Origin of the sequence: Candidatus Tisiphia endosymbiont of Hybos culiciformis (assembly GCF_964030975.1) — a bacterium.
GTDB lineage: Bacteria > Pseudomonadota > Alphaproteobacteria > Rickettsiales > Rickettsiaceae > Tisiphia.
Genome location: NZ_CAXIQH010000001.1, coordinates 1,662,719 through 1,688,444 on the forward strand (window position 1 = coordinate 1,662,719; position 25,726 = coordinate 1,688,444).

Annotated in this window: 33 protein-coding genes, 1 tRNA gene and 2 pseudogenes; 15 read left to right on the forward strand and 21 right to left on the reverse strand. The window is 35.0% G+C overall.

Features of this window, described 5'->3' with window-relative positions:
* Nucleotides 1-361 precede the first annotated feature (361 nt).
* A complete protein-coding gene (locus ACQH2P_RS08975; protein WP_425363857.1) occupies nt 362-1,906 on the reverse strand; it encodes an acyl-CoA carboxylase subunit beta in 1,545 nt (514 codons plus the stop codon).
* Nucleotides 1,907-2,125: 219 nt separating this feature from the next.
* On the opposite strand from ACQH2P_RS08975, the gene ACQH2P_RS08980 reads away from it, so the two are divergent.
* Together ACQH2P_RS08980 and ACQH2P_RS08985 are read left to right on the forward strand one after the other, a co-directional pair.
* A complete protein-coding gene (locus ACQH2P_RS08980) occupies nt 2,126-2,275 on the forward strand; it encodes a hypothetical protein (protein ID WP_425363858.1) in 150 nt (49 codons plus the stop codon).
* 224 nt (nt 2,276-2,499) lie between these two features.
* Nucleotides 2,500-2,664 carry a hypothetical protein gene (locus ACQH2P_RS08985; protein WP_425363859.1) on the forward strand — a complete coding sequence of 55 codons (165 nt, stop codon included), beginning with the start codon at nt 2,500-2,502 and terminating at the stop codon, nt 2,662-2,664.
* A 104-nt stretch (nt 2,665-2,768) separates the two neighbouring features.
* Here ACQH2P_RS08985 and xth read toward each other — a convergent pair whose 3' ends face one another.
* Nucleotides 2,769-3,545 carry an exodeoxyribonuclease III gene (xth, locus tag ACQH2P_RS08990; protein WP_425363860.1) on the reverse strand — a complete coding sequence of 259 codons (777 nt, stop codon included), beginning with the start codon at nt 3,543-3,545 and terminating at the stop codon, nt 2,769-2,771.
* A 361-nt stretch (nt 3,546-3,906) separates the two neighbouring features.
* Between xth and ACQH2P_RS08995 the strand changes: the two genes are divergently transcribed.
* A complete protein-coding gene (locus ACQH2P_RS08995; RefSeq protein ID WP_425363861.1) occupies nt 3,907-4,056 on the forward strand; it encodes a hypothetical protein in 150 nt (49 codons plus the stop codon).
* Here ACQH2P_RS08995 and ACQH2P_RS09000 read toward each other — a convergent pair.
* The 7 genes and pseudogenes from ACQH2P_RS09000 to ACQH2P_RS09030 all read right to left on the reverse strand — a co-directional run.
* A pseudogene (locus tag ACQH2P_RS09000) lies at nt 4,021-4,697 on the reverse strand (IS5 family transposase); the annotation flags it as partial. The gene ACQH2P_RS08995 and the pseudogene ACQH2P_RS09000 overlap by 36 nt on opposite strands.
* 216 nt (nt 4,698-4,913) lie before the next feature.
* The gene (locus ACQH2P_RS09005; protein ID WP_425363768.1) at nt 4,914-5,705 is read right to left on the reverse strand and encodes a hypothetical protein; all 792 of its coding nucleotides are present in this window, start codon (nt 5,703-5,705) and stop codon (nt 4,914-4,916) included.
* Between the two features lie 3 nt (nt 5,706-5,708).
* A complete protein-coding gene (locus tag ACQH2P_RS09010; protein ID WP_425363862.1) occupies nt 5,709-6,656 on the reverse strand; it encodes an Rpn family recombination-promoting nuclease/putative transposase in 948 nt (315 codons plus the stop codon).
* Nucleotides 6,657-6,715: 59 nt separating this feature from the next.
* Nucleotides 6,716-6,952, reverse strand: a complete 237-nt coding sequence (locus tag ACQH2P_RS09015) for a Bbp19 family protein (RefSeq protein ID WP_425363863.1) — start codon at nt 6,950-6,952, stop codon at nt 6,716-6,718.
* 9 nt (nt 6,953-6,961) lie between these two features.
* Complete coding sequence (locus tag ACQH2P_RS09020; RefSeq protein ID WP_425363864.1) at nt 6,962-7,135, reverse strand: hypothetical protein; 174 nt, start codon at nt 7,133-7,135, stop codon at nt 6,962-6,964.
* A gap of 73 nt (nt 7,136-7,208) precedes the next feature.
* Nucleotides 7,209-7,469 carry a hypothetical protein gene (locus tag ACQH2P_RS09025; protein ID WP_425363242.1) on the reverse strand — a complete coding sequence of 87 codons (261 nt, stop codon included), beginning with the start codon at nt 7,467-7,469 and terminating at the stop codon, nt 7,209-7,211.
* 412 nt (nt 7,470-7,881) lie between these two features.
* On the reverse strand, nt 7,882-8,055 hold the full coding sequence (locus tag ACQH2P_RS09030) for a hypothetical protein (protein WP_425363865.1): 174 nt from the start codon (nt 8,053-8,055) through the stop codon (nt 7,882-7,884).
* 8 nt (nt 8,056-8,063) lie between these two features.
* Between ACQH2P_RS09030 and ACQH2P_RS09035 the strand changes: the two genes are divergently transcribed.
* Nucleotides 8,064-8,228 (forward strand): hypothetical protein, encoded by a 165-nt coding sequence (locus ACQH2P_RS09035; RefSeq protein ID WP_425363866.1) that lies wholly within the window; start codon nt 8,064-8,066, stop codon nt 8,226-8,228.
* 216 nt (nt 8,229-8,444) lie between these two features.
* On the opposite strand, the gene ACQH2P_RS09040 is transcribed toward ACQH2P_RS09035, so the two are convergent.
* The 3 genes from ACQH2P_RS09040 to ACQH2P_RS09050 all read right to left on the reverse strand — a co-directional run bounded on the left by ACQH2P_RS09040 (nt 8,445) and on the right by ACQH2P_RS09050 (nt 10,870).
* A tRNA-Thr gene (locus ACQH2P_RS09040) sits at nt 8,445-8,519 on the reverse strand.
* A 263-nt stretch (nt 8,520-8,782) separates the two neighbouring features.
* Nucleotides 8,783-10,000 (reverse strand): multidrug effflux MFS transporter, encoded by a 1,218-nt coding sequence (locus ACQH2P_RS09045; protein ID WP_425363867.1) that lies wholly within the window; start codon nt 9,998-10,000, stop codon nt 8,783-8,785.
* A 159-nt stretch (nt 10,001-10,159) separates the two neighbouring features.
* Nucleotides 10,160-10,870 (reverse strand): winged helix-turn-helix domain-containing protein, encoded by a 711-nt coding sequence (locus ACQH2P_RS09050; RefSeq protein WP_425363868.1) that lies wholly within the window; start codon nt 10,868-10,870, stop codon nt 10,160-10,162.
* A gap of 493 nt (nt 10,871-11,363) precedes the next feature.
* Here ACQH2P_RS09050 and rpsF point away from each other — a divergent pair, with 493 nt between their 5' ends.
* From rpsF to rplI, 3 genes are read left to right on the forward strand one after another with little or no spacing between them, the layout of a single operon-like run.
* Nucleotides 11,364-11,738 carry a 30S ribosomal protein S6 gene (rpsF, locus tag ACQH2P_RS09055; RefSeq protein ID WP_425363869.1) on the forward strand — a complete coding sequence of 125 codons (375 nt, stop codon included), beginning with the start codon at nt 11,364-11,366 and terminating at the stop codon, nt 11,736-11,738.
* A gap of 20 nt (nt 11,739-11,758) precedes the next feature.
* Entirely contained in the window at nt 11,759-12,043 is a 285-nt protein-coding gene (gene rpsR / locus ACQH2P_RS09060; RefSeq protein WP_425364153.1) for a 30S ribosomal protein S18, read from the forward strand.
* Nucleotides 12,044-12,056: 13 nt separating this feature from the next.
* A complete protein-coding gene (gene rplI / locus ACQH2P_RS09065; protein ID WP_425363870.1) occupies nt 12,057-12,611 on the forward strand; it encodes a 50S ribosomal protein L9 in 555 nt (184 codons plus the stop codon).
* Nucleotides 12,612-12,775: 164 nt separating this feature from the next.
* On the opposite strand, the gene ACQH2P_RS09070 is transcribed toward rplI, so the two are convergent.
* The 3 genes from ACQH2P_RS09070 to lepA form a co-directional block, all read right to left on the reverse strand.
* A complete protein-coding gene (locus ACQH2P_RS09070; RefSeq protein ID WP_425363871.1) occupies nt 12,776-12,898 on the reverse strand; it encodes a hypothetical protein in 123 nt (40 codons plus the stop codon).
* An 838-nt stretch (nt 12,899-13,736) separates the two neighbouring features.
* Nucleotides 13,737-13,877, reverse strand: a complete 141-nt coding sequence (locus tag ACQH2P_RS09075; RefSeq protein WP_425363872.1) for a hypothetical protein — start codon at nt 13,875-13,877, stop codon at nt 13,737-13,739.
* A gap of 21 nt (nt 13,878-13,898) precedes the next feature.
* Nucleotides 13,899-15,701, reverse strand: coding sequence for a translation elongation factor 4 (gene lepA / locus ACQH2P_RS09080; protein WP_425363873.1), 1,803 nt, complete (start codon nt 15,699-15,701; stop codon nt 13,899-13,901).
* A 241-nt stretch (nt 15,702-15,942) separates the two neighbouring features.
* On the opposite strand from lepA, the gene prfB reads away from it, so the two are divergent.
* A protein-coding gene (prfB, locus tag ACQH2P_RS09085; RefSeq protein WP_425363874.1) for a peptide chain release factor 2 occupies nt 15,943-17,056 on the forward strand; the annotation gives its coding sequence in 2 pieces (ribosomal slippage) (nt 15,943-16,005 and nt 16,007-17,056; 1,113 coding nt in all).
* Nucleotides 17,057-17,133: 77 nt separating this feature from the next.
* On the opposite strand, the gene ACQH2P_RS09090 is transcribed toward prfB, so the two are convergent.
* Both ACQH2P_RS09090 and mrdA read right to left on the reverse strand, forming a co-directional pair.
* Nucleotides 17,134-17,277, reverse strand: coding sequence for a hypothetical protein (locus ACQH2P_RS09090; RefSeq protein WP_425363875.1), 144 nt, complete (start codon nt 17,275-17,277; stop codon nt 17,134-17,136).
* On the reverse strand, nt 17,270-19,051 hold the full coding sequence (mrdA, locus tag ACQH2P_RS09095) for a penicillin-binding protein 2 (RefSeq protein ID WP_425363876.1): 1,782 nt from the start codon (nt 19,049-19,051) through the stop codon (nt 17,270-17,272). The genes ACQH2P_RS09090 and mrdA overlap by 8 nt, the downstream gene beginning before the upstream one ends.
* Nucleotides 19,052-19,564: 513 nt before the next feature.
* Here mrdA and ACQH2P_RS09100 point away from each other — a divergent pair.
* The 3 genes from ACQH2P_RS09100 (at nt 19,565) to ACQH2P_RS09110 (ending at nt 20,230) form a co-directional block, all read left to right on the forward strand.
* Nucleotides 19,565-19,798 carry a hypothetical protein gene (locus tag ACQH2P_RS09100; protein ID WP_425364165.1) on the forward strand — a complete coding sequence of 78 codons (234 nt, stop codon included), beginning with the start codon at nt 19,565-19,567 and terminating at the stop codon, nt 19,796-19,798.
* Nucleotides 19,752-19,928 (forward strand): hypothetical protein, encoded by a 177-nt coding sequence (locus tag ACQH2P_RS09105; RefSeq protein ID WP_425363877.1) that lies wholly within the window; start codon nt 19,752-19,754, stop codon nt 19,926-19,928. Before ACQH2P_RS09100 ends, ACQH2P_RS09105 begins: the two co-directional genes overlap by 47 nt.
* A gap of 65 nt (nt 19,929-19,993) precedes the next feature.
* The gene (locus ACQH2P_RS09110) at nt 19,994-20,230 is read left to right on the forward strand and encodes a hypothetical protein (RefSeq protein ID WP_425363878.1); all 237 of its coding nucleotides are present in this window, start codon (nt 19,994-19,996) and stop codon (nt 20,228-20,230) included.
* Here the strand turns inward: ACQH2P_RS09110 and ACQH2P_RS09115 are convergent.
* The gene (locus ACQH2P_RS09115; protein WP_425363879.1) at nt 20,215-20,340 is read right to left on the reverse strand and encodes a hypothetical protein; all 126 of its coding nucleotides are present in this window, start codon (nt 20,338-20,340) and stop codon (nt 20,215-20,217) included. The genes ACQH2P_RS09110 and ACQH2P_RS09115 overlap by 16 nt on opposite strands.
* Nucleotides 20,341-20,891: 551 nt before the next feature.
* Here ACQH2P_RS09115 and ACQH2P_RS09120 point away from each other — a divergent pair.
* Nucleotides 20,892-22,115 carry an IS256 family transposase gene (locus ACQH2P_RS09120; RefSeq protein ID WP_425362497.1) on the forward strand — a complete coding sequence of 408 codons (1,224 nt, stop codon included), beginning with the start codon at nt 20,892-20,894 and terminating at the stop codon, nt 22,113-22,115.
* Nucleotides 22,116-22,119: 4 nt separating this feature from the next.
* Here the strand turns inward: ACQH2P_RS09120 and ACQH2P_RS09125 are convergent.
* Nucleotides 22,120-22,887, reverse strand: a pseudogene (locus ACQH2P_RS09125) (IS5 family transposase).
* A 134-nt stretch (nt 22,888-23,021) separates the two neighbouring features.
* Here ACQH2P_RS09125 and ACQH2P_RS09130 point away from each other — a divergent pair.
* The gene (locus ACQH2P_RS09130; protein ID WP_425363880.1) at nt 23,022-23,246 is read left to right on the forward strand and encodes a transposase; all 225 of its coding nucleotides are present in this window, start codon (nt 23,022-23,024) and stop codon (nt 23,244-23,246) included.
* A gap of 215 nt (nt 23,247-23,461) precedes the next feature.
* Here ACQH2P_RS09130 and ACQH2P_RS09135 read toward each other — a convergent pair whose 3' ends face one another.
* Nucleotides 23,462-23,782 (reverse strand): M24 family metallopeptidase C-terminal domain-containing protein, encoded by a 321-nt coding sequence (locus tag ACQH2P_RS09135; RefSeq protein WP_425363881.1) that lies wholly within the window; start codon nt 23,780-23,782, stop codon nt 23,462-23,464.
* Nucleotides 23,783-23,848: 66 nt separating this feature from the next.
* On the opposite strand from ACQH2P_RS09135, the gene ACQH2P_RS09140 reads away from it, so the two are divergent.
* Both ACQH2P_RS09140 and tnpB read left to right on the forward strand, forming a co-directional pair.
* Nucleotides 23,849-24,274, forward strand: a complete 426-nt coding sequence (locus ACQH2P_RS09140; RefSeq protein WP_425362592.1) for a hypothetical protein — start codon at nt 23,849-23,851, stop codon at nt 24,272-24,274.
* The gene (tnpB, locus tag ACQH2P_RS09145; RefSeq protein WP_425362591.1) at nt 24,262-24,615 is read left to right on the forward strand and encodes an IS66 family insertion sequence element accessory protein TnpB; all 354 of its coding nucleotides are present in this window, start codon (nt 24,262-24,264) and stop codon (nt 24,613-24,615) included. Before ACQH2P_RS09140 ends, tnpB begins: the two co-directional genes overlap by 13 nt.
* Here tnpB and ACQH2P_RS09150 read toward each other — a convergent pair.
* Complete coding sequence (locus ACQH2P_RS09150) at nt 24,612-25,721, reverse strand: IS66 family transposase (protein ID WP_425362622.1); 1,110 nt, start codon at nt 25,719-25,721, stop codon at nt 24,612-24,614. The genes tnpB and ACQH2P_RS09150 overlap by 4 nt on opposite strands.
* Nucleotides 25,722-25,726 lie beyond the last annotated feature (5 nt).

A 25,726-nucleotide genomic window follows, 5' to 3' on the forward strand; every position in this document is an offset into this window, starting at 1 on the left:
AACTGTCGAAAGTTAGAAGGTAGAGCGGGTTTAGAGGTCATCATAGCAGTTTAAAAGTTGCAGAAAAATAACTGGCGTCATTGCGAGGAGGCGTAAGCCGACGAAGCAATCCATTTCTGGTCGCTTTTTTGGATTGCTTCGTCACCACTAAAGTGGCTCCTCACAATGACGTTGACCACATACGACTTTTAAAGTGTACTATCTAAACCCGCTTCCCCTTCTAACTTTCGACAGCTGCGTGTGCTATTCCCTCATTTTCAAATCCAATTCTCCAGGTCATTTGAGTATATGCATCTCCTACTAATCCTGTACTTGTTCACCATTTGCATTCTTGGTCAATTTTTTAAAGTAGAAGAGTACGCTAAAGTGGCAAGTTGTCATGTTTCTTCCATGGTAACTGTACTTTCTTGTTTTGAAGAAAGTTTAGTGCTTTACATATACGCCATCTAGTATTCTGAGGTTTGATAATATCATCTAGATACCCTCTAGATGCTGCAACGAAAGGAGAAGTAACAGTATCTTTATACTCCTGAATCTTCCGTTTTTTTGATTCTGGATCTTTACATTCTTCTTTAAATATTATTTCAGCAGCCCCTTCAGCTCCAAGTACCGCAATTTCTGAATTGAACCACGCGTAATTCACGTCACCACGAAGATGCTTTGAATTCATTACTATATAAGCCCCACCATAAGCTTTCCTGGTAATTATGGTAATTTTCGGTACAGTTGCTTCAGCGTATGCATACAATAATTTTGCTCCATGTTTGATAATCCCGTTATGCTCTTGGGAAATACCAGGTAAAAAGCCCGGTACATCAACTAAAGTTACTATCGGAATATTAAATGCATCACAAAAACGTACAAATCTTGCTGCCTTTCTTGATGCGTTAATATCCAAACAGCCAGCTAAATGTAATGGTTGATTTGCAACAAATCCTGTAGATCTTCCTTCCATATAACCAAAACCGATTATAACGTTTCTAGCAAAATCTGGTTGCAACTCAAAAAATTCTCCTTCATCCACAATACGTTCAATTAATTCTTTCATATCGTAAGCTTTGTTTGGAATACTTGGGACTAAGGTATTTAGAGACATATCAACTCGATCAGCTGGATCTTCGGTGTGACGATATGATAGTGGACTACGATTTGATAGAGGTAAAAAATTAAAAAATCTTCTAGTTTCTAGGAGTGCTTCTATATCATTTTTAAAAGCAAAGTCAGCAACACCACTCTTGGTAGTATGCATCTTTGCCCCGCCAAGCTGTTCTTGGCTTACTTCTTCACCTGTAACAGTTTTAACTACATCCGGTCCTGTTACAAACATATAAGAAGTGTTTCGCACCATGAATATGAAATCTGTTAAGGCAGGAGAATAAACAGCCCCTCCAGCACAAGGCCCCATAATTAAGGTGATTTGCGGAATAATACCGGAAGCAATTACATTGCGTTGGAATAATTCACCATAACCAGCGAGAGCATCGACTCCTTCCTGGATTCTTGCTCCTCCCGAATCATTTATCCCAATAACTGGGGCTCCTACCGCCAGAGCAGAATCGAGTATAGAACATATTTTTTTAGCATGATACTCACCAAGGGATCCACCGAATACCGTAAAATCTTGGCTATATACAAAAACTAACCTACCATTTATGGTGCCATGTCCAGTTATTACTGCATCTCCTAGGAATTTTTTTTCTTCCATTCCAAAATTACTACATCTATGCTCAACAAACATTCCTGTTTCTTCAAAACTCTCAGGATCTAGCAATAACTCTATTCTCTCTCTGGCAGTAAGCTTACCTTTCTTATGTTGTACGGCAATTCTTTCTTCCCCTCCCCCTTGACGGGCATTATTACGCTTTTCATCAAGTGAATCAGAAGAATTTGCAATATGTTGATTCATATATGGCTATTATAGTTCATTATAATCATAACTCGTAGTATAATAATAAAATGACGAAAAGATAGTAGAAATTTATCTGAATTATAATAGCTCCCATATTTTGTTCATAGCAACTTAAGAAACCTTTACAGCCTGACTAACTCACTTTACGCATAATCACACGGCAATTTAAAAATTGCAGGAAATACAGGGCGTCATTGCGAAACCACGCGAGTGATCGTGGCAATTGTAAGTTGCCATTCCCGCGTTGTAAGTTGTCATTCCCGCGTAGGTGGGAATCTAGATAGCCCCCGTCAAAAGTCTAAAGATACAACATCTGCTATGTTTAAACAAAAAGGATGTCATTCCTGCGTAGGCAGGAATCTATAATATCTCAGGGCTTTTTGTCCACTATTTTAGATCCCTGCCTTCGCAGGGATGACAAGCTTGGTACTGTGATTAGGTTATAAAAACTTTGTAAATCCATAAGGTTTTTGACAAAATAAGGTGAAAATCTTATGGATTTTGATGTGATTTTTAACCGCAAACATGCATTACCTCTCATACCTACAGCCTTTTTGACGGAGCGACTATAGTTATGCTCATAGGATTAGGTGATAAAGAACATAACGATTGTAAGTTGTCATTCCCGCGAAGGCGGGAATCTAGATACCTGCTTTCGCAGGTATGACACAAAGTTTGTATCACCTAATTCAATAGGTTTCACTATAGATACCTGCTTTCGCAGGTATGACAAGTTAAACCTCGCAGGCGTATAACACAAAACAGGATTGCTTCGTCGCCCCCCACCCAAAGCGGTTCCTCGCAAGACGCTGTGCTGTTTCCCCTGTGACTTTTAAATGCCATACGTCAAGGTGAATAACTAAATAACGGCAACAACTGGTATGTGATCAGAAGGTTTAACTTTAGCTCGCAAATTGTAACACATGTAGCAGTTATCTAAATAATCTGCAACATTGCTCGAGGCAAGTATCATATCAATACGCATACCTTTATTTTGTTCAAAACAACCTGCTCTATAATCCCACCAAGAGAATTCTTGCTTAGTGGGATTTGCTAATCTATATAAATCCTCAAAACCAGAATTTAAAATAATTCTCAATCGTTGTTTTTCTTCATTAGTAAAACAAGTGGTATTTTGTAACTCTTTTGCTGAGTATACATCAATATCAAAAGGAGCAATATTAAAGTCCCCTCCAACTATTATCTTAGTATCAGGAGATTTCTTGGATTGTAAGTAATTAATTAAACCGTCATAAAATCCTAATTTCATCTCAAATTTATCACTACCTACCAATGAGCCGTTAGGGGCATATAATGAAGTAATACTACAAAAACCTATTGGAGTTTGTACAGTGATTTCTATCATTCGTGCTTGCCCAGTACAGTTAATCGCCGGAAAATCTTTTATCACTTCATCAGCTGGAAATTTTGATAAAATAGCAACACCATTATAGGATTTCTGACCATGCACATAGACATTATAAGCTAAGTTCGATAATTCATCAAAAGGAAATTTCTCAGTTTCACACTTGATTTCTTGTAACAAAACAATGTCGGGATCTACGTCCGTTAGAAAGTCACGTAAATGTTGTAGTCTCGTTCTTATAGAATTAATATTCCAAGTAGCTATTTTCATTTAAGATTCTTCATTTAAATTTTGTTCACAGCCTAGTACTACAGTCGTAAACTTTATGCATACAGTACACGGGTTCTTTCTTTATCTTTAAAGTGACAATCTTTTGCTCTGGCTTGGTGTCGTCTTCGCCATAAGGATAGGCTTAAGAATGCTTCCTTTGTTGTCGTAAATAAGCTTGAAAAAATCAACTTTACAAAACGTCTAATTTCTTGAACCGTATAAGGTGGTACCTTTTGTCTAGGGCGTGTCATCAATTCAACAAAATTACAGAAGCAGCAAGATGAATCGCCCCCAAAAAGTTTTGAGCCGTTTTATCATAGCGTGTGGCAATCGCCCTATATAGTTATGCTCATAGGATTAGGTGATAAAGAACATAACGATTGTAAGTTGTCATTCCCGCGAAGGCGGGAATCTAGATACCTGCTTTCGCAGGTATGACACAAAGTTTGTATCACCTAATTCAATAGGTTTCACTATATTGTTTAAGCTTAGCAAAAAAACTTTCAATTAAGTGCCGTGCCTTATAAAGCTCTGTATCCAATTCTATTGGAATTTTGCGATTCTTCCTTGATGGCATTACAGCCACACAACCTTTTTCTTTTAGCCTGTTCCTTACCCGCTCATATGCATCATAAGCCTTATCTGCAAGTACATGCAATCCTTGTGTTAGTCTTTCCATTAGTGCATCACTCCCTTGCAAATCATGTACTTGTCCTGCTGTTAAATGAAAGCCAGTCGGGTTACCAAGCCCATCGACAGTTGCATGTATTTTAGTTGACAAACCACCCTTGCTGCGACCAATAGCTTGATCAGTTGTTATGACTTTTTTTTTGCACCAGCACTATGTTGATGTGCACGCACTATTGTAGAATCGATCATCGCATACTCATTGTCTGCATCAGCTGCAAGTAACTCAAATACCTTCTGCCAAACTCCTCTCTGACTCCATCTTGTATGTCTTGTATGAATTACCCTAAAATCCCCAAATCTCTCAGGCAAATCTCTCCAAGCTATTCCTGCTCTATATCTATATAGTACCGCCTCTACAAAAAGACGATTGTCCTTAGCTGTTACTCCTACATCTCCTTCTTTTCCAGGTAGTATATCCTTTATCCTCTCCCATTGCTCATCTCTTAAAGCATACCGACGCATTTCAACTTTCCCTTTAGTTTTTTATAAACTTAATGATTTATATCACTATGTCAACTCATTTGATGACACGCCCTAGACTTTTTGCATAAGTCAAAAATAGTTGAGGGATTTTTAGGAGAAACGAAACCGAGTACCGCAGCGTACATAGACGTACGTGAGGAGCGGAGGCGAGTTTCGACGACAAAATCACCAACTAGATTGACTTATGCAAAAAGTCTATTGTTTCTTATCATAAGCGATTTTGTACAATTGTTCCCTACGTTTAACAGCTTGCTCATGTCCCGTATGATCTTTACTCTTTAATTTTACCACAAACTCGGGGTTAGATTCAAGTTTTTCTATCTCTGCTAATGCCCCATCCCTACTGTTAATTGCTGGTATCTCTTTACCAGTTACTAACGAGTCGGATTTTAAGGTTTCACCGACTTTAACTAATAAATCAACTAAAGCTGGTGAGTAATGTGAATCTTCAATTAATTTAGCCAGTTCTTTAGTGCCAAACTTAGATAAGGCTGCCTGCATCACTGTCATTTTACTGTCAAAACCTTCACCATAATTGTCTTTCAGCCAACCAATGTGAGAGTGACGTGTTTGCTCAATATCATTTTGTTGCTGTTTCTGCAAATCCTGCGAAAAACCATATAGAGAATTAAGTAGCTTCTCACCTTGCCTTTTAGATAATCCGCTTTGGTAAAACATGTCCTCATAACGAGCTAAATACTCTTCATCTTCTTTGGAGCGTTTATCAGTATATCTCTTATCTTCAGGCAGTCCCAAGCGACTATAGAATTTATGCCACTCTTCATCAGAGCTGTCATCTTTTGGCACAGCAACTCGCTGATTCAAGCTTTTCTCTGCTTCCAAATAGCTCTGAGCTAAAGATGATACATCTTTGAATTTGCCCAGTGACTCAGCTTTACGTATTTCCTCAGGCATATTAGTTAGCCAATCATTACCAGAGGAAGTAGGGCTAGTTTCATAGTTATTAGCAGTTACTTCTTTGCTCATAGGTTATTCTTCTTTTGAATTTTCTAGTTCTTTTTTTAACTTTTTTATTTCTTCAATGGTTAGTCCGGTAAATTCAATGATTTCATCTATTGGCTTTCTTTTAGCCAACATTTTCTTTGCCATAGCTATAGCTCTTTTTTCTTCACCTATTTCAAGACCTTCTTCCCTACCTTCTTCCCTACCTTCTTCCCTACCTTCTTCTCTACCTTTTTGCTCAGCTGAAACTATATAATCACGTTGTTTTAAGGATTCATTGACATATCTATTATACTCTATACGTTCTTTATCAGTCATTTTTAGGATGCTAAGTCGTTCAGCTACTTTCTTCATATAAGGTGATTTAAAATCATCTCTAACTTCAGCATGTTTAGCAAAATACAACCATTCATCCATTTCCTTTTTTATAATATCGTCAAAAAGTGGTACAGAAATAATAAAATATTCTGGAAATACATTATGAATATCCACTACCTTACCCTCCTTATCGGCAAGATGTACATCTAAAGGATGTTCTCTATCGATTTCTCTAAAAATAGTCTTACCATGACATAAAGGCGATTTCATCCCTGCATAAGCAAAATATATTAAGTTGATATGAAATATTTTCTTTATGCTAGTATAATCTTGACTAGCATAAATACTATCAACAATCAACCGACTAGTATTAAAACAAGCTTTGTGGAGAAAGAGGCTAGTATATGTGCGATCTATTTCAACAATATATTTATGACCTTGATGGTCTTCAACAATAACGTCAGCAATGCTTTTCTTTAGTTCTGCACTTTCTTTATTACTTTCACTTTCAAGCAAGGCAATGATTTTTACTGCTGGATAGCCACCGACATCTCTAAGTATCGCCGAAATAAAGCCCTCGACTATCTCATAGTCACCTTTATTTTTCAGTAAAAATTTAATTGCGTAGTCCAACGACATCAGCGGTTTACTGCTCATAACTTATCCTCATTATAAAAAACTACTCTATTTTAGCACCATCGATATTATTAACTCCATCATCTTCTGAAACCTGCGAGCAGATATATAGAAACAACGCTTAGGTAGCCTTCAAGGAAGGCAGTGTAATCACTTTCTTGCCTAACAAAATTGCTGCGATATATACCACTCATTTGAGCTAAATCCTCTAATATTATTTTACCATCTTTTCCGCTAAAAAGCTTGCAATAAATTGATTTTAATTGCTCTTTTGTTAGTAAATTTGCTGGGGATGAAGAGTTAATTAATAGTTTCATTTATTCTTCTTACCCTTGTGTCTGTTGCTGCTGTTGTAATTGTTGCATTTGCATCATCTTACGTTGTTGTCTGATTTGTAATACTTCTTGCTCATTCTTAAGGATTGAACTTGGAGTCCCTCTCAGCTCAAAAAATAGTTTAAAACATTCATCCCAGTTGATATTATCATAAATCTCAGGCAAAAAGTTACTGATATAGTGAAACCTATTGAATTAGGTGATACAAACTTTGTGTTAACCTTGCGAAAGCAGGTATCTAGATTCCCGCCGTTGCTAAGAATGACAACTTACAATAGTTATGTTCTTTATCACCTAATCCTATAGGCATAACTATAGTAGCGTCAAACTCATAGAGACCATTAATACCACGCTGACATTTCTCGGCATCTATTCGACACGTACCTAGCAAATTTCTTACTTTAGTTATCATCTCTTCCCGTAAATATTTCCTACCAATAGCAAATGGTGAAAAGCCTACTTTTTCTGCTATTTCATTAGCTTGTTGTAATCTAGACACTGTTAACAAAGCTTATTTAATGGGTGAATAAAGTCTTTTTTGCTACAAATTATAAGATTCTCTGGAAATAGGTACACTATTCCTTCAAAAATCCTATTTATTCTCGTCGAAAAATAGCTCAAAATATAATTAATTAGCCATCTCCAACAGTCTCCTAGATGATATCTTTGCTAAATATTTTTCAAACAAACCATAATATTTAATCATATAAATATTCCTTGTAATCCCCTTTATTACACCTGATTTCCAGGCTTTTTAGCAATTAATTAATTGAAAACACCCCCCTATATTTCGCAGCATATCTCAACTAAAGATTGCTGTCAATAGTTTATTTTCTATTATTTGTATTATTATTAAATTTTTTATATTTAGTTATTCCAAATTAGCTTATATCTATAAATATAACAGATTTTTACGCTCCACTAATAGCCGTTTTCATTATTTTTGCGGGATTGCTTATTTTTTCCATGCCACAGTACATATCTTTGCTGTATTTATCCTTAATCCAATGCCCAATAAAGGCACTAGCTGGTTTGAGAGTGATCTTATTGCAATCTTCTTCAACTGCTTCTATAGTTATGCTCATAGGATTAGGTGATAAAGAACATAACGATTGTAAGATGTCATTCCCGCGAAGGCTGGAATCTAGATACCTGCTTTCGCAAGGTTAACACAAAGTTTGTATCACCTAATTCAATAGGTTTCACTATAGAAGTTGACGAGAAGTCTTACTTAATTGTTTACCATAATTATTGGTAAGGCTCCGCCATTCAGGTGGGGTGAAATTACCGGCTATGTTATAGAAAATAGCATCAGTATTTTCAACTAAATTCTCAGGGAAAATTAACGATTCTGTCATACTTTCCCCCCGTGAAAAACGGTTAAAAATAGACTGTTTTGTAGGTCAAATTTGGGGACTTTTGGTGGGAAACCAAAATAAAAATGGTTTAGTGAAGTTACAAAACCTCAGATGTATGGTGCCGCTAGCAGGAATTGAACCTGCGACCTCATCATTACCAATGATGTGCTCTACCTCTAAGCTATAGCGGCCTAGTTTTAAAAGAAGTTCTAGGTTTTATGGATGTATTATTCTTTTGACATATATTGCCCTATTGGTCAAGCAAAAACTTTTAAATTATTACCACGTTGGTTATGGCAATCTACATTCATTAGATTGCTTCGTCGCCACCAAAGTGACCCCTTGCAATGACGCCTGGCTATTTTTCCTATGACTTTTAGACACTGTTAACAAAGCTTTGTTAACAGTGTCTAATACCATGCATAAGGTGAGTTATTCAATAGATGCACCCTATTTACTTCTTGTTAATGGTAAGATAAAACACTAACATCATGCTAATTGCAATGATCATTATGAATAATGGTAATTGTATCAATGTTCCGTCATGCATATATCCCATTAACATTGTAAAACCTGCAATAATTACATAATACATAAAACCAGAAAGCGAGGCAGCAGTACCAGTAAATTTACCATAATTTTCTAAAGCCTGACCTAAGCAATTGGGCATTACCATCATGCCACCAATACCAATCATACCCATCCATAATAAAGTTTGTAATACAGATACTGTTACATTATCTTTATTAATTAAACTAAAATAGCTAGATAAAAAGAATAGCACAGAGCCTAGGCACATAAGTTTAACGCCTACGGAAATAATATGGTCAGAGGTTCTTTGCAGTTTGTGCATCTTTTTAGATATAAGCCCACCTAAAATTGAGGGAATACACAAAAATAGTGCTATCATACCAAATGACGAAGTTGCAATATTTAGCCCTGAGATAAAATAAAAAGGTGCTTCAGCAAAATAACCAAATGTAATACCATTTAGTGCTCCAATTAAAAATACAAAACCGAGTAACCTTAGATCTCTGACCATTTTATTAAAACATTCTTTATACAATATAATAGCCGAGCGTTTTGCCTTTAGATTTTGGTTAGTTTCTGGAAGTTTAACTGATATTAACACCATAATGAATATTGCTATTACGATTAGTACAAGAAATACAGCTGACCAATGATAAAATTTTACTACAAAACTACCTATAACTGGTCCTATAGCAGGCGCAAAAGCCATAGCAATACCTATAGTTGAGAATACTCTGCCACGATCTTTCGGTTCTACTGCATCTCTAGCTATGGCCGTCCCTAATACCGAACCAACACTAGCACCAACAGCTTGCATAAATCTTGCAGCCAATAACATATTTATATTATCTGCTAGATAACAAATGCAGCACGATAAGGCGTAAACCAAAAATCCTGCGAGTAGACAAGGCTTACGCCCATAAGAATCAGATAAGTTGCCCCATATTAAAACACCAACAGCAAAACCAAACAAATAAATAGTGAGTGTGTATTCAGCTAAATTAGCACTAATTGCTAAATCCTTGGCTAAGCTAGGAAGTGAGGGGGTATAAATAGTTTCACTTAACATCGGTATTGCAATAATTAATACAATAATGTATAATGGTATAATGAGGGTATTTTGAATTTTATCTGGTTTCATAACAACTTACTAATTGGTTGGATATTTTGTACTTTAGACACTAATGTTTCAGAACATTACAGCAAATTTTTGAAATTGCAAGTTGTATATTATTTGAAAAAACTACATGAGAGGCTTCTGAATAGGTATTTGTTTGATTAATAACAGGTAATTCTTACTTTAATCCTGAATATCTGGTAAATCAAGACAATATCCTGTGGAACGCACAGTTCTTATAAATATTTCAGATTCTTTGTTTTTTAGAGATGCTCTTATTCTATTTATATGTACATCAATAGTACGTAGGTCAATAATCGCACCCTTACCCCACACTTTGTCTACAATATCTTGACGGGAAAATATTACTTTAGGTGATTTTATGAAAAGTTGTAAAATCTTAAATTCTGTTGGTCCTAAACGAACTATCCTGCCGTTATTAGTTACTTTATAAGTGGTAAGATCCATACTTACTTCTTTATATTTTATAACTTTATCTTGTAGAATTAAATTAGAGCGTCTTAATAAAGATCTTATTAAGAGCATTAACTGATCTGACGTAAATGGCTTAATGAGAGAAGCAACAAAGTTGCTATCTTCTAAAGTGTAATCAGACGGAGACTCTCCGGGGTGTAACAAAAAAACTATTGGCACTCTCGCTAAATCGTCAATTTCTCTTATTTTAGCTGCTATCTCTGTAGCAACTTTATCTTGTACTATCGAATCAATAATAATTATATCAGGGCGGTTAATATTAGAAAGAACTATTGCTTTTTCTACTGTATTAGCCCTAATAAGATTAAACCACGCTCTCTCTATAACGTTAGACAAAGAAGCGTTGACGCTTTTAGTTGATTCTATAATAAGAATTCTAGGTGGTAATTTATCAAACATTCTAAATACTTAATTAAATGAAGACTTTAGGCGTAACTAAATTCTTGTCTTGTATATCCAAATGATTTGAAAAATTGGAGCATAAACAAAAGGTGGGTCTAAAACTACGTATACAGAAATATTAAGTAAAACGCGTCAATCTCCAAAGTTTTGTGAAACCAATTCTAAAGCAAAAGAGTATCCTTTAGTTATGCAAGAGTCTAATGTTACATTATTGTAAATTATTGTAATGATATTAAACTTAACTTTTTAAAGTGCAATATTATCGAATTAATTAATAAATTTCTACTAAATTTATTAACATAAGTCTACTAATTTAATTATTTGTTTACAGTCCGTACAAAACGGTTGTAATTATGCAACTATCAAATACAATCATCAAAGATATTTTTAGTAGATTCATTAATTTATGCCTTATAGTAAAGATAACACTTGAATTAAATATTTTTTATTGTTATAAATGACTTTATTTTGTAGCTGGAGATTCTTATATATGGCTTTTTACGAATCAGTTTTTATCATACGGCAAGATATTTCGTCTGCTGATGTAGATAAAATTACCGATGATTTTGCTAAAATTGTTGAAAATAGTAATGGTGAAGTTGTTAAAACTGAATATTGGGGTTTAAGAAGTTTAGCCTATAAGATTGGTAATAACAAAAAAGGGCATTATGTTTTTATGGGGCTTAAAACTGATTTTTCAGTAATAACTGAAATAGAAAGGAAAATGAAGCTAAGTGAAAATATTATTAGGTTTATTAATATAAATGTTGATTCAATAAGTGCTGAACCTTCACCTATTCTAAGAAGCAAAAGTTTAGATCATGAAGAAATAGTCGATGTAACAATTAATAAAGACTCAATGTAATAAAATTGGAAAAGATTAAAATGTTTGAAAATGACGCTACTGACTCTAAGTCAATGACTAGAATGGCTGATAGAAATAATAAAAGGGTGTTTTTTAGAAAACGTAAAGGTTGCCCTCTTTCTATTGCCAATGCTCCAATAATTGATTACAAGAACCCTGACTTGTTAATAAAATTTGTATCGGAGGGTGGTAGAATGCTACCTAGCAGAATCACCAATGTATGTGCCAAAAAACAAAGAAAACTGAAAAATGCTATAAAAATTGCTAGAATTCTAGCATTATTGCCTTTTGTGTTTCAAGTTTGAGCAGAGGAATAAGATGGAAGTTATTTTAATTAAACCCGTAAGAAAGCTAGGGAAAATTGCAGAAATTCTTAAGGTAAAAAGGGGTTTTGCTCGTAATTATCTTATCCCTAGGAAATTAGCAATTAGGGCAACAGAACTTAATAAACAGTTCATAGAAACTCAAAAACATGATCTTGAGGAAAAAGACCTAAAAATAAGATCTGAGGCAGAAGCTATTAATAATATTATAAGTAGTAAAGAATTAGTATTTATTAGACAATCTGCTGATGATGGTCGATTATTTGGTTCAGTGAATAATAAAGAAATTGCCGAAAGTTTATCTAAGGCTTCTTCACAGTCAATATCACATTTAAATATCATTCTTAAGAAACCGATAAAGTCAACAGGTGCATTTGTGGTAGAGGTTAGGTTGCATGCTGATCTTAGCACAAATATAACGGTAATTGTGGCAAGGTCAGAATCTGAAGCACAAGATTATGCAAGAATTAATAAGCAAGATGCTACTAGTCCTACTGAGAGTTTTGATCAACAAGGAGTTTCTACTCCTAACGATGTGGAACAGTTATAGCTAACTCGATTAGTATTTATCCATAGTAAAGACGTCTATTAGCGAGGAGCCACTTTAGTGGCGGCGAAACAATCCATAAAAGTGATATATTAGGATTGCTTCGTTGGGCTTTACGTTACAGCTGTCGAAAGTTCGAAAAGGAAGGGGTTTTAAGTGGGGTAACGTCATTGCAAGAAAGACCGTAGGTCGACGAAGCAATCCTGTTTTGTGTTAACCTTGCGAACGCAGGTATCTAGATTCCGGCCTTCGCGGGAATGACAACTTACAATCGTTATGTTCTTTATCACCTAATCCTATGAGCATAACTATATTTATACCATTTTTGCCCGTCCAGGTGCCAGTCCAGTCATTATTATATTGTTCTCCTAGCTTTTGTCCTGGTTTAAGTGATTTAGCATGATAATAACCAGCATCTACTAAAGCTGCTTCACCCATTTGGTATAAACCTATGAATCCTAACTCATTTTCGGCTTTGGCATTATTTGAAGATTCGCACATTGCTAAATTATTTTGGTACCCCTCATAATCAAATATAACCTCTACCCCTTCTAGATTCTCTGCACTTATCTCTTCCTCTTTTATCTTTTGAGAGTTAGGTGCTACAATTTCAGTATGGGAGAGTGAATCAGTATTTGTTTTTGTTGTAAATGCAAATGTGATGGTAGATGTAAGAAGAGCAACTAAAGTTACAGCCAGTAGTTTTAAAACAAAGCCTTTAGACATTTCAGAAGATAGGAATTGAGTAACCATGTTTTGTGCTGCCTTTAAATTAAAGTCTAGTTAGTAAAAACCTCCCTAGTTAATTAAATATAATAAAATTACAGCTTCATAGCAAATAATATTTCTATTTTATCATTTGCTAAATATAAAAACATATGGTTATTACATGGTCTACTTTATCTAAAACATGAGAATTAAAATCACAATACGGACATTTTGATAAACAGAATGGCCAGTGTATATATATCGATAATGGTTCTTTCATGTTTGGGTTCTGTGAACATTTCTCTTTAATGGACGATTCCACCGTTGTTTCCGTCCTTGAATCCTTATGTACATTTAGTACATTGCGGGCTGCCTTCAAACGACGTCATTGCGTTGACTTACGTCTCCTCACTAATATAGTTATGCCCATAGGATTAGGTGATAAAGAACATAACGATTGTAAGTTGTCATTCCTAGCTGCGGCGGGAATCTAGATACCTGCTTTCGCAGGTATGACACAAAGTTTGTATCACCTAATTCAATAGGTTTCACTATAGACAAAAAGCCATCACGGTAGCTATATCACTCATCTCCGATTCTAAGGGCAGCTATAAAAGCTGATTGTGGAATCTCAACATTACCAATATTACGCATACGTTTTTTGCCAGCTTTTTGTTTTTCCAATAATTTACGTTTACGAGTTATATCCCCACCATAGCATTTAGATAAAACATCTTTACGCATTGCCTTGACGGTTTCTCTAGCAATTATTCTGCTACCAATAGCAGCTTGAATAGCAATCTGAAATAATTGCCTTGGGATTAAATCGCTAAGACGTTTACACAATTCTCGACCTCGATATTCTGATCTTGAGCGATGTACTATAGTAGACAAAGCATCAACTGGCTCGCTATTAACCAAAATAGATAATTTTACCAAATCACTTTCCTCATAACCATCTATTTCCCAATCAAAGCTAGCATAACCTTTTGTGTAACTTTTTAACTTATCGTAAAAATCGAATACTATCTCATTTAACGGTAATCGGTAAATTACCATAGCCCGACCACCTACATAAGTTAATTCAATTTGCACTCCTCTTTTATCAGTACACAAAGATAAAACACTACCTAAAAACTCATCTGGTACTAATATTGTTGCCTTAACCCAAGGCTCTAACATTGATTCTATATTTTGAGTAACAGGTAAATCAGCCGGATTATGTATTTCTAATTGTTGTCCATCACGCATATTAATCTTGTAAACCACACTAGGAGCAGTAGTTATCATATCAAGATCAAATTCACGCTCCAATCTTTCTTGCACTATTTCAAGATGCAGCAGCCCCAAGAAACCGCAGCGAAACCCTAAACCTAAGGCAGTTGAACTTTCTGTTTCAAATTCAAAACTAGAGTCGTTAAGTCTTAATTTAGCTAAAGAATCTTTTAAATGCTCAAATTGCGAAGCATCTGAAGGATATAACCCACAAAATACTACCGGTAAATGAGGCTTAAAACCAGGCAAAGGTTCCTTGCAAGGTCTTTTCTCATCAGTTATTGTGTCACCAACTTTACAGTCAACAACTTGTTTGATTGAAGCAGTAAAAAAACCTATTTCTCCTGGATATAAAACATCTGATATATGTTTCTTAGGTGTAAAATACCCAACATTCTCAACATTATAACTAGAATTACTAGCCATCATCCTAATACGCATATTTTTACGTAAAGTTCCATCGATAACTCTAACCAAAATTACTACCCCTAGGTAAGAATCATACCAACTATCAACCAATAATGCCTTTAAAACATCTGTTTGATTAGTTGTGGGGCAAGGCAGCCTATTAACAATTGCTTCAAGCACCTCCTCTATTCCTATCCCACTTTTTGCCGAAATTAGTAATGCGTCGCTTGCATCTATGCCAATTACGTCTTCTATCTGTTGCTTAACTTTATCAGGATCAGCCGCTGGTAGGTCTATTTTATTAAGCACTGGAACAATTTCATGCTTATTATCGATCGCTTGATAAACATTTGCTAAAGTTTGTGCCTCAACACCCTGGCTACTATCTACCACTAACAACGAGCCTTCACAAGCAGCGAGCGACCTACTTACTTCATAAGAAAAATCCACATGACCAGGAGTATCCATTAGGTTTAGATAATAGCTATTACCATCTTTAGCTTGGTAAATTAATCTAACAGTCTGTGCTTTAATAGTGATTCCCCGTTCTTTTTCTATGTCCATTGAGTCAAGTACCTGATGACTCATTTCTCGAGCTACCAATCCTCCACAATATTCAATTAATCTATCTGCTAAAGTAGACTTGCCATGATCAATATGGGCGATGATTGAAAAATTTCTGATAAACTTTTGATTATTCATTGTATATTCGATATAATGTTAAAATTAGAAAAAGTTCTCTCGTCATTGCGAGACCACATAGTGGTCGTGACAATCCACTATTCATTAGATTGCTTAGTCGGCTTATGCCTCCTCGCAATTACGCCTGGGATATCAAGAACTTATTCGGGTTAGCTATAAGATTATTCCAAACCTTATTGAGTTTTGGCATAATCTTATCTGTTATATAATAAAATTCCATTTTATAGTAGGAAATTTAATAGTGCGTGCTGAAATTGAACATTATGTAAAAAAAATCGAACAGTCTTTAGGACTGCTCAGGAGGTCACTTTGATTTTGATAACGCAACCAAAAGGCTTGTAGAGTTAGAAAATATATCAGAAAATCCAGCTCTGTGGAATAATCAGGAGAAGGCTCAAAATATTCTGAGAGAAAAAAGACTTCTAGAAACTAAGCTTAATTCGTTTAAACAACTTCAATCTAATCTTACGGAATGTTTAGAACTTGAGGAGTTGGCATTTATCGAAAATGACCAACAAGTTTTAGGGCAAGTTCAAGAAGAATTAGGAAGGCTATCTATTGTTGCCGAAAAATTTGAGACTGAATGCTTATTTTCAGGAGATTTTGACAGTAATAATTGTTTTCTAGAAATCAATGCTGGAGCTGGGGGAACAGAGAGTCACGACTGGGCATCAATTATGATGCGTATGTATTTACGCTTTGCCGAAAGACAGGGGTTTAAAAGCGAGATTATTCATCTTATTAATGGTGAAGAAGCAGGAATCAAATCATGTACTATTAAAATTAATGGCTACCAAGCATATGGTTGGTTTAGAACAGAATCTGGTGTGCATAGATTGGTTAGGATATCGCCTTTTAATGCTGCAGGCAAAAGGATGACTAGCTTTGCTAGCAGTTGGGTATACCCAGAAATTGATGATAGTATTGCAATTGTAATAGATGAAAAAGATCTTAGAATTGATACTTACCGATCTTCCGGTGCTGGAGGGCAACACGTAAACACTACTGATTCTGCAGTAAGGATTACCCACTTACCTACTAATATCGTAACACAGTGTCAAAATGATAGGTCACAGCATAAGAACAAAGCACAGGCTATGAAAATGCTTAAAGCAAGGCTTTATGAAGTAGAGGTAAAAAAACGTACCGATGATATTAATGAACAAAATGCATCCAAAACTGAGAATGGTTGGGGACATCAAATAAGATCTTATGTATTGCAACCTTATCAGATGGTTAAGGATTTACGTACCAATCATGAGACGTCTGATACTAAGGGTGTACTCGATGGAGATTTAGAAAAATTTGTTTCAGCTAGCCTATCAATGAGTATTGGTAATACTAGCAGTTGTTAGCCATAGAAGATTCACCTTACACATGGCATTTAAAAGTCAAAAAACAGCATGGCGTCATTGCGAGAAGTGCGTGAACACTACGACGCAATCCTGTTTTGTGTCATCCCTGCGAGATTTAACTTGTCATCCCTGCGAAAGCAGGTATCTAGATTCCCGCCGTTGCTAAGAATGACATCCTTTTCGTTGAGATAAATGGCTAAATGCCAACCCTGGTTAACCATATTTATCAAGCACCATAGTCATAATTTTGCTAGCTATAGGAGCCGCTGCCCTACCACCACCTCCACCATGATCGACAAAGACTAGAATAGAGTAACGAGGTTGTTGATAGGGAGCGAACCCGGCAAATATAGCATGGTTACGCCTTTGCCAAACAACTGATTTACTACTTAAATCATCATCTATATTAGCTTTTGCTTGTACTTGTGCCGTACCTGTTTTACCAGCTAATTGATGCCCTTCTGCCAGAATTCTACTATAATAGGCAGTCCCTCCTTCGGTATTAACTGCTTTATACATACCTTCTTTTAAAATATCTAAATATTTTTGATTGATATTGACCTGATCAAATACCGATATATCTTTAGCAATTCTAGGATTATACAATTTCCCATTACTAGCAATTGCTGTTACAAACCTAGCTAACTGGATTGGAGTAGCTGATAAGAACCCCTGCCCTATCGATAAATTAAGAGTATCACCAATCGTCCATTTAGAGTTAAATCTTTTTATTTTCCATTCTTCTGAAGGAAGAAAACCTGATGATTCTCCAGTCAAATCAATACCAGTTTTTGTACCGAAGCCAAAATTTCTTGCCATATCTAATATTCTTTTATGACCTGTTAAGCGAGATATTTCATACATATAAGAATTACAAGAATGTTTAATGGAATTATACATATCAACTACCCCATGACCATGACGACTCCAACACCGGAAACTATTGCTACCTAATACTGATTCTCCAGTACAATTAACCGTTTTATCCGGTTTAATTCCACTCTCTAAACCAGCTAAAATTGTAATAATTTTAAAAATAGAGCCAGGTGGGTAGGTACTTTGTATTGCCTTATTAATCAACGGTTTATAAGGATCATTAATTAAACTTTGCCAATAATCTTGAGATAATTTTATAAAATTATTGGCTTCAAATACCGGCGACATAGCTAGAACTACTACATTACCATTAGTGGTGTCGATAACTATAGCCGAACAACCTTGTTTATTCAAATAAGACTGCACTCTTTGTTGCAGCTCTACATCAATATTTAGATGCAAGTTCTCTCCTTGCTGACTTGGAAGACTGGCGATTTCTCTGACTTGTTTGCCTAAAGCATTTACTTCTATCTGTTTATAACCAAATTTTCCACGTAATTTTTCTTCATAATATTTTTCTACACCAGATTTACCAATATTAAAATCCCCTAAATTATTAATTTCTAAATCTTGTTTTTCTTGCTCATTAATCTGTCCAGTATACCCTATCACATGACAAGTTGCTTCCGAAAAATGGTAAAATCTTACATAACCGACATCTACAAAAATAGAAGTTAAATTTAACTTTTGTTCTTCAATGAGTGACATTTGTTGCCAGCTAAGATTATCTAGTATAGGTAAAGGAATACGTCTATTGGCTTTTTTTATTTTCTGATTAATGTAATTTTGTTTTTCTTCAGTTAGTTGCAAGATATTTGCTACTAGAATTAATTCCTGTTTGTAATCATTGCCATCATGCATATCAAGCAATAACCTAAAACAAGTTTTGTTTGTAGCCAAAACATTACCTTTAACATCATAAATTTGTCCCCTGAAGGGTGGAACTAGAATAAAACTTATACGATTTTTATCAGATAAAGTACGATATTTATCACTTTCAAACAACTGCATGTAAAACATTTTTCCAGCCAACAATGAAAATAAGGTCAGTTTTCCTGAACCTATGAGAAAAGAACGTCTTGATATTAATTGGTTATGTAATATTTTATTATTTAGCATATTAGGTGTTTTCAAGTCATCATATTAGATGTTTTAAGTCATGTATGGAACTACCAGAAAATGCAAGAAAAAAATAATACTTGACAGAAAAAAGTAAATACCGTCATGTATTCGACTTAAAGTGTAACAAAGCACCTCAGCCCACAACTGTCGAAAGTTAGAAGAGGAAGCGGTTTTAGATAGTGTACTTTAAAAGTCGTATGTGGTCAACGTCATTGCGAGGAAGACCATAGGTCGACGAAGCAATTGTAAGTTAAAAGTATGATATAATAGATATTGAAGTAAATGTAAATAATGATTTATATTTACTTATAAGGGGGTGTGTTGCAGCGATAGTCATTAATAACATAAATGACTATCGCAGTGCAGGCGTGAGCGACCGTGAAGCAATTGGTTTTAAGATCGTATGGATCCTGGTACTCTAGCCCAAATCCCCGAGACGTTTGAATAATTGATTGGGATGCCTTTGCACTCCCGCTTACAATCGTAAACATTAAAAGCCTTCGAGGTATTATGCTATTATATAGTAATTTTATCGGTCTTGATATAGGAAAATTCAATTTTGTTGTTGCTATTCATGGAACAAAAGAAACTAAAGAATATGATAACAACTCTAATGGAATAGCTGATTTTATCAAGGATTACAAAAAAGAGCTTAGTTCTGGCATTATGCGTTTTAGAAACTACTGGTGGATACGAAATGGAGATATTACTAACTCTTTCTACTCAAACTATTGCTGTGCATAGAGCCAATACTCGTAAAGTTAAAAACTTTATTAGGTCTTTTGGGAATGCAGCTAAAACTGATAGTCTTGACGCTAAAGCTCTAGCACTTTATGGTTTTGCACGGTCAGAAAGGTTAGTACTACAGTCGTAGTTTACAAATAATATAAATATGTATTAGAATGTATGGCATAGTTGAAGGAGGAGATGAGATAAGGAATGGATAACATCAAGATATGGCAAGAACTGGAAGGAATGATAGAAGAAGGTCAGAGTGGTTTAAGAGTAGGATGTAATGATTATAGAACTTTTAATAATATGTCACTGTATGTCAAAGCATTAATGAGTTCTGTTGAGAGGAAGAATAGCTGGCAATTAACGGAAATGGTAGGAGCTAAGACACCATACAATTTTCAGTATCTTTTATGTTATAGTTATGCCTATAGGATTAGGTGATAAAGAACATAACGATTGTAAGTTGTCATTCTTAGCAACGGCGGGAATCTAGATGCCTGCTTTCGCAAGGTTAACACAAAGTTTGTATCACCTAATTCAATAGGTTTCACTATATCTGCAGGTCAAGAGCAATTGGATTCAATGCACGAATATAAAAAAAAACAGAAGATTTTATCAGCCTTACGGTTCAAGAAATTAGACGTTTTGTAAAGTTGATTTTTTCAAGCTTATTTACGACAACAAAGGAAGCATTCTTAAGCCTATCCTTATGGCGAAGACGACACCAAGCCAGAGCAAAAGATTGTCACTTTAAAGATAAAGAAAGAACCCGTGCACTGTATGCATAAAGTTTACGACTGTAGTATTAGAGTTATTTAAAGTGCAATCTAAACAAGCTTTAAACTTGTATGAATTAGTAGGACGTAGGAACGATCTCAAACAAATGTTGATTGCAGAAAAAAATAGGTCTCAGTCCCCGAGAGCTGATTTAATCAAGTCTAGTTGTGTTAAAATGATTGAAGTACTAGGGCGTGTCATCAATTCAACAAAATTACAGAAGCAGCAAGATGAATCGCCCCCAAAAAGTTTTGGGCTCTGTCCAGAAAAGTGTGTAAATTTCGAGATAGGTTATATATAAAAATATAACAAAAAAGGAAATTACATGAATAAAAAAACAAATGAATCAATAAAGCAAGCAGTAGATTTATTAATAGATAATGATACAGATGTAAGCACAATACTGAAAGAAGGAGGATTATTAAAAGAATTGACCAAACGCTTGATAGAGAAGGCATTGCAGTCAGAATTGAATAATCATCTAGGCTATGATAAATACAGTCGTGTAGATAATGATAATGCTCGTAATGGTATAACTAGCAAAAAACTGATCTCCGAACATGGAGCGGTTGAGATAGAAGTACCAAGAGATAGGCGTAGTACCTTTGAACCAGCAATACTACCGAAAAGACAAAAACGTTTTGATGGTTTTGATGATAAAGTCTTATCATTATATGCTAAAGGTATGAGTGTATCTGATATTAAGGTTCAATTACAAGAGTTGTATAGTGTTGAAATAAGTGAGAGTTTAATCAGTCAGATCACCGATGATGTAATGGATGATGTAAAAGCTTGGCAGAGTAGACCGTTAGAAGAGATATATCCGATAGTATTTTTTGATTGTTTAGTAGTAAAAGTTAGGCAAGACAAAAGGATAATTAACAAGGCAATATATGTTGCATTAGGGATTGATTTATCTGGTAGAAAAGATATATTGGGATTATGGATCAGTGAAAATGAAGGGGCAAAATTTTGGCTTGGTAATTTTACTGAAATGAAAAATAGAGGATTAAAGGATATACTGATTGCCTGTAGTGATAATCTTACTGGTATGTCTGAGGCGATAGAAGCAGTTTATCCAAAAACAGAACATCAATTATGTATTGTACATCAGATTAGAAATAGTTTAAAATACGTATCATATAAAGATAGGAAGCAGGTGGCTAGCGATTTAAAGCCGATATATACTGCAGCAACGGAAGAACAAGCACATTTAGCTTTAGTATATTTTGAAGAAAAATGGAATAAACAATATCCACAAATTGCCAAATCATGGTATAATCATTGGGATAATTTAATGATTTTTCTAGGATATCCAGAGGCAATTAGAAAGGTAATTTATACCACTAATTCAGTTGAATCTGTTAATAGTCAATTGCGTAAAGTAACAAATAATAAGCGCGTTTTCCCTAGTGATAGTGCTGTTTTTAAAAGCTTATATTTGACAATTGACTATATGACCAAAAAATGGACTATGCCTATTCCCAACTGGAATGAAGCTATGGCTCATTTGATGATCAAATTTGAAGATAGGCTTAACAAAATTTAATGACCTATTTTGGAAATTTACACACTTTTCTGGACAGAGCCAAGTTTTGAGCCGTTTTATCATAGCGTGTTGCAATCGCCCTATATTGTTTAAGCTTAGCAAAAAAATTCTCAATTAAGTACCGTGCCTTATAAAGCTCTGTATCCAATTCTATTGGAATTCTGCGATTCTTCCTTGATGGAATTACAGCCACACAACCTTTTTCTTTTAGCCTATTCCTTACCCGCTCATATGCATCATAAGCCTTATCTGCAAGTACATGCAATCCTTGTGTTAGTCTTTCCATTAGTGCATCACTCCCTTGCAAATCATGTGCCTGTCCTGCTGTTAAATGAAAGCCAGTCGGGTTACCAAGTCCATCAACAGTTGCATGTATTTTAGTCGACAAACCACCCTTGCTACGACCAATAGCTTGATCAGTTGTTATGACTTTTTTTTTGCACCAGCACTATGTTGATGTGCACGCACTATTGTAGAATCGATCATCGCATACTCATTGTCTGCATCAGCTGCAAGTAACTCAAATACCTTCTGCCAAACTCCTCTCTGACTCCATCTTGTATGTCTTGTATGAATTACCCTAAAATCCCCAAATCTCTCAGGCAAATCTCTCAGGCAAATCTCTCCAAGCTATTCCTGCTCTATATCTATATAGTACCGCCTCTACAAAAAGACGATTGTCCTTAGCTGTTACTCCTACATCTCCTTCTTTTCCAGGTAGTATATCCTTTATCCTATCCCATTGCTCATCTCTTAAAGCATATCGACGCATTTCAACAATCCTTTAGTTTTTTATAAACTTAATGATTTATATCACTATGTCAACTCATTTGATGACACGCCCTAGAAGAACAAATTACATCTATTACTAAAGAAATAGATGGCTTAATAGCAAACGATAAACTCTTGCAAGCTAAGAAAGAGACTCTGCAAACCATTAATGGTATAGGCAAAGTAGTATCTAATGAGCTTATAGCTTTGTTACCTGAACTTGGTACATTGAACCGCAAACAAATAGCATCATTAATAGGTGTTGCACCAATATCTAATGATAGCGGTAGATATAGCGGATATAGACATACAGCTCCTCGCAATAATGGTATGGGTCTACCCTATATACAGAATGAATAGCAGTTGTTATTCTTCTAGATTTAATATTTAATGTATTAAAACAACAATAGGGAGACCCAAAATGGAATATAATAGGAATAGACAGTTAGAGATCGGTTTTTTTCCTTAAATTGGTACATTATGTCGAATTACACTTTCACTACAAAATAAAAAAGGGTACTATGCTTATGCCTACTCGCAATAACGCCAGTTTACTGTGGCTAAATGTTAATCTGTTAGCTATATGTGAAAAGTAATTGATTGCTTAACCATTTCTGTCCTCTAATTGACAGTAGGGGATAAACTTGTTGTTTAATTTTTTGATAATATTGTTTTATATAATTTATCTCATCTTCATTTAGCATTCTGTAATCTATTAACTCCTTTGCATAAGGAACCATAGTAAGAGTGTCAAATTCTAGATAATTTATATCCTGTAAGCTATTTCTGACATACATCAAATTTTCTATTCTAATGCCAAATTCATTGATTTTATAGTAACCTGGCTCATTGGACACAATCATACCTGGTTGTAGAATAACGTATACTTGCAGCAAAACTGCATAACTCTATCTAATTTTTTTGTTAGTATAAAATTTATTTTATACATTTGGGTTCCTACTATGCAAATACCATCAATTACTGTTGAGCAAGTAGCTCAGCAATTTAAAGCCTGGCGTCAAACTAAAACTAACAAGTTTGATCCCATACCAAACCATCTAAAGGAATTAGTTCGCCAGCTACTCCATCACTATTCTTGCAAAGATATAGCCAAACATCTCAATATTAATAAAACAATAATTAGTTCAATTCAACAAGCCCATCAACCTTCCCTCAAAACTTCTCCTACCTCAACTTCAAATAAAGTTCTACAACACGATATTAATTTTCTCCCATTTCAACTAGTAAATTCTATAGATACTGATCCTGTGGCTACTCCCAAACAAAATTACTACACTTGCCACATTATTAAGCCAAATGGTACCAAGCTTATTATTCAAACACTAGAGCTAAAAACCATAATTCAAACATTTCTATGCTGCAACTAACCCCTCAGTCAGTTATTTTTGTTGCCACTATTGCCATCGACTTTCGTAAGGGTATCGATGGTTTAATAGCTGTTTGCAGACAAAAACTTTCTTCCAACCCTCTTAATGGTTCCTTGTTTTTATTCTATAATAAAAACAGAACTGCCATTAAAATTTTGTCCTTTGACGGTCAAGGCTTTTGGTTATGCTCTAAACGCCTATCCAAAGGTAAATTTACGGCAAAACTTTCCCCATCTGATAATTCATCTTATCAGATTTGTTATAGAACCTTACACATTCTTATTCATAATGGCGATCCTAGTTCTGCCAAACTCTCCAATGATTGGCTTCCTGTCATTTAAGCTGCCGTCTCGATTAATTCCGTATTATTTATATATCTTGCATAGGCAAAAGGCGTATAATCCTCAGGATGCTTCTTTGCTTTGCTACTCTGCTCTTGCAGCCAATTTAAATATTTAAAGGCATTGATTTCATTCTCACTACAAGTCTTTACTATACTATACAGACCACTATGTATCTCAGCACTATTGATTGTTTTAAAGAATAATGAATTCTTCCTTTGTAAAATAATGGTACGTAGTGACCTCTCAGCCCAATTATTATCAAGACTGCTAACTGGAATTTTCAAAAATTGCGTCAAACCTTCTTTATTATTTAACCAATATTTCATAGCTTGCCCAAACCTACTATTAGGCTCAACTTTCTTGTCGTTAAATAATTCATCTATTTTGTTATATATATTTTCTATATATTTACTGCTATGTTCCTGATGGTACTTCAGCTTCTCCTCAAGGCTCATCTCTTTACATTGATGTTCATTATGGTAAATCCCAGCAGTCTGTTTGAGAAAATATCCGCATTCTTCAGGGTAATATGGTTCATTCTCTGTAAATTTTCTCTGCCCATGTGACAAACAATTGATCATCACTATTATTGCCAGTAATTCTTTATCTGCTTCTGATAATACCGGGTTATTATTGTTACTTGCATCAGTCATTAAATGAATAGAATCAGTTCTATTCTTACGATTCTTTAGTATGTTACCAATATTCTCCCCGCCATGCTTATTACCGGTAAAATATAAAACTATCACCTCATTATTGGCAGTCTTAGCACATATAGTAGTGGTATAACAGCTGCGTCCTTTCTTATTTTGAGCTCGTAATTTTTTATTGGCTACAGTAATTTCTAAAATTCTAGCTCTAGTATCATCAAGGTTCAGTGAACTACATTCGGCAGCCATTTCTAATAATACCCTGTAAATTTCAGCTCCACCATCTTCTTGCCAAACATCTAAATATTGTTGCCACAGAGTGCTATATGATACAGGAACCCCGCTTAAACTTTGCAACCTAGATAAACGATAGAAGGGAGTACCGTAGGTCTTTTGTAACACTATTGCACTTTTGCTACTATTTGTCCATTTGTTGATATTCTTATTGTTCATAACTG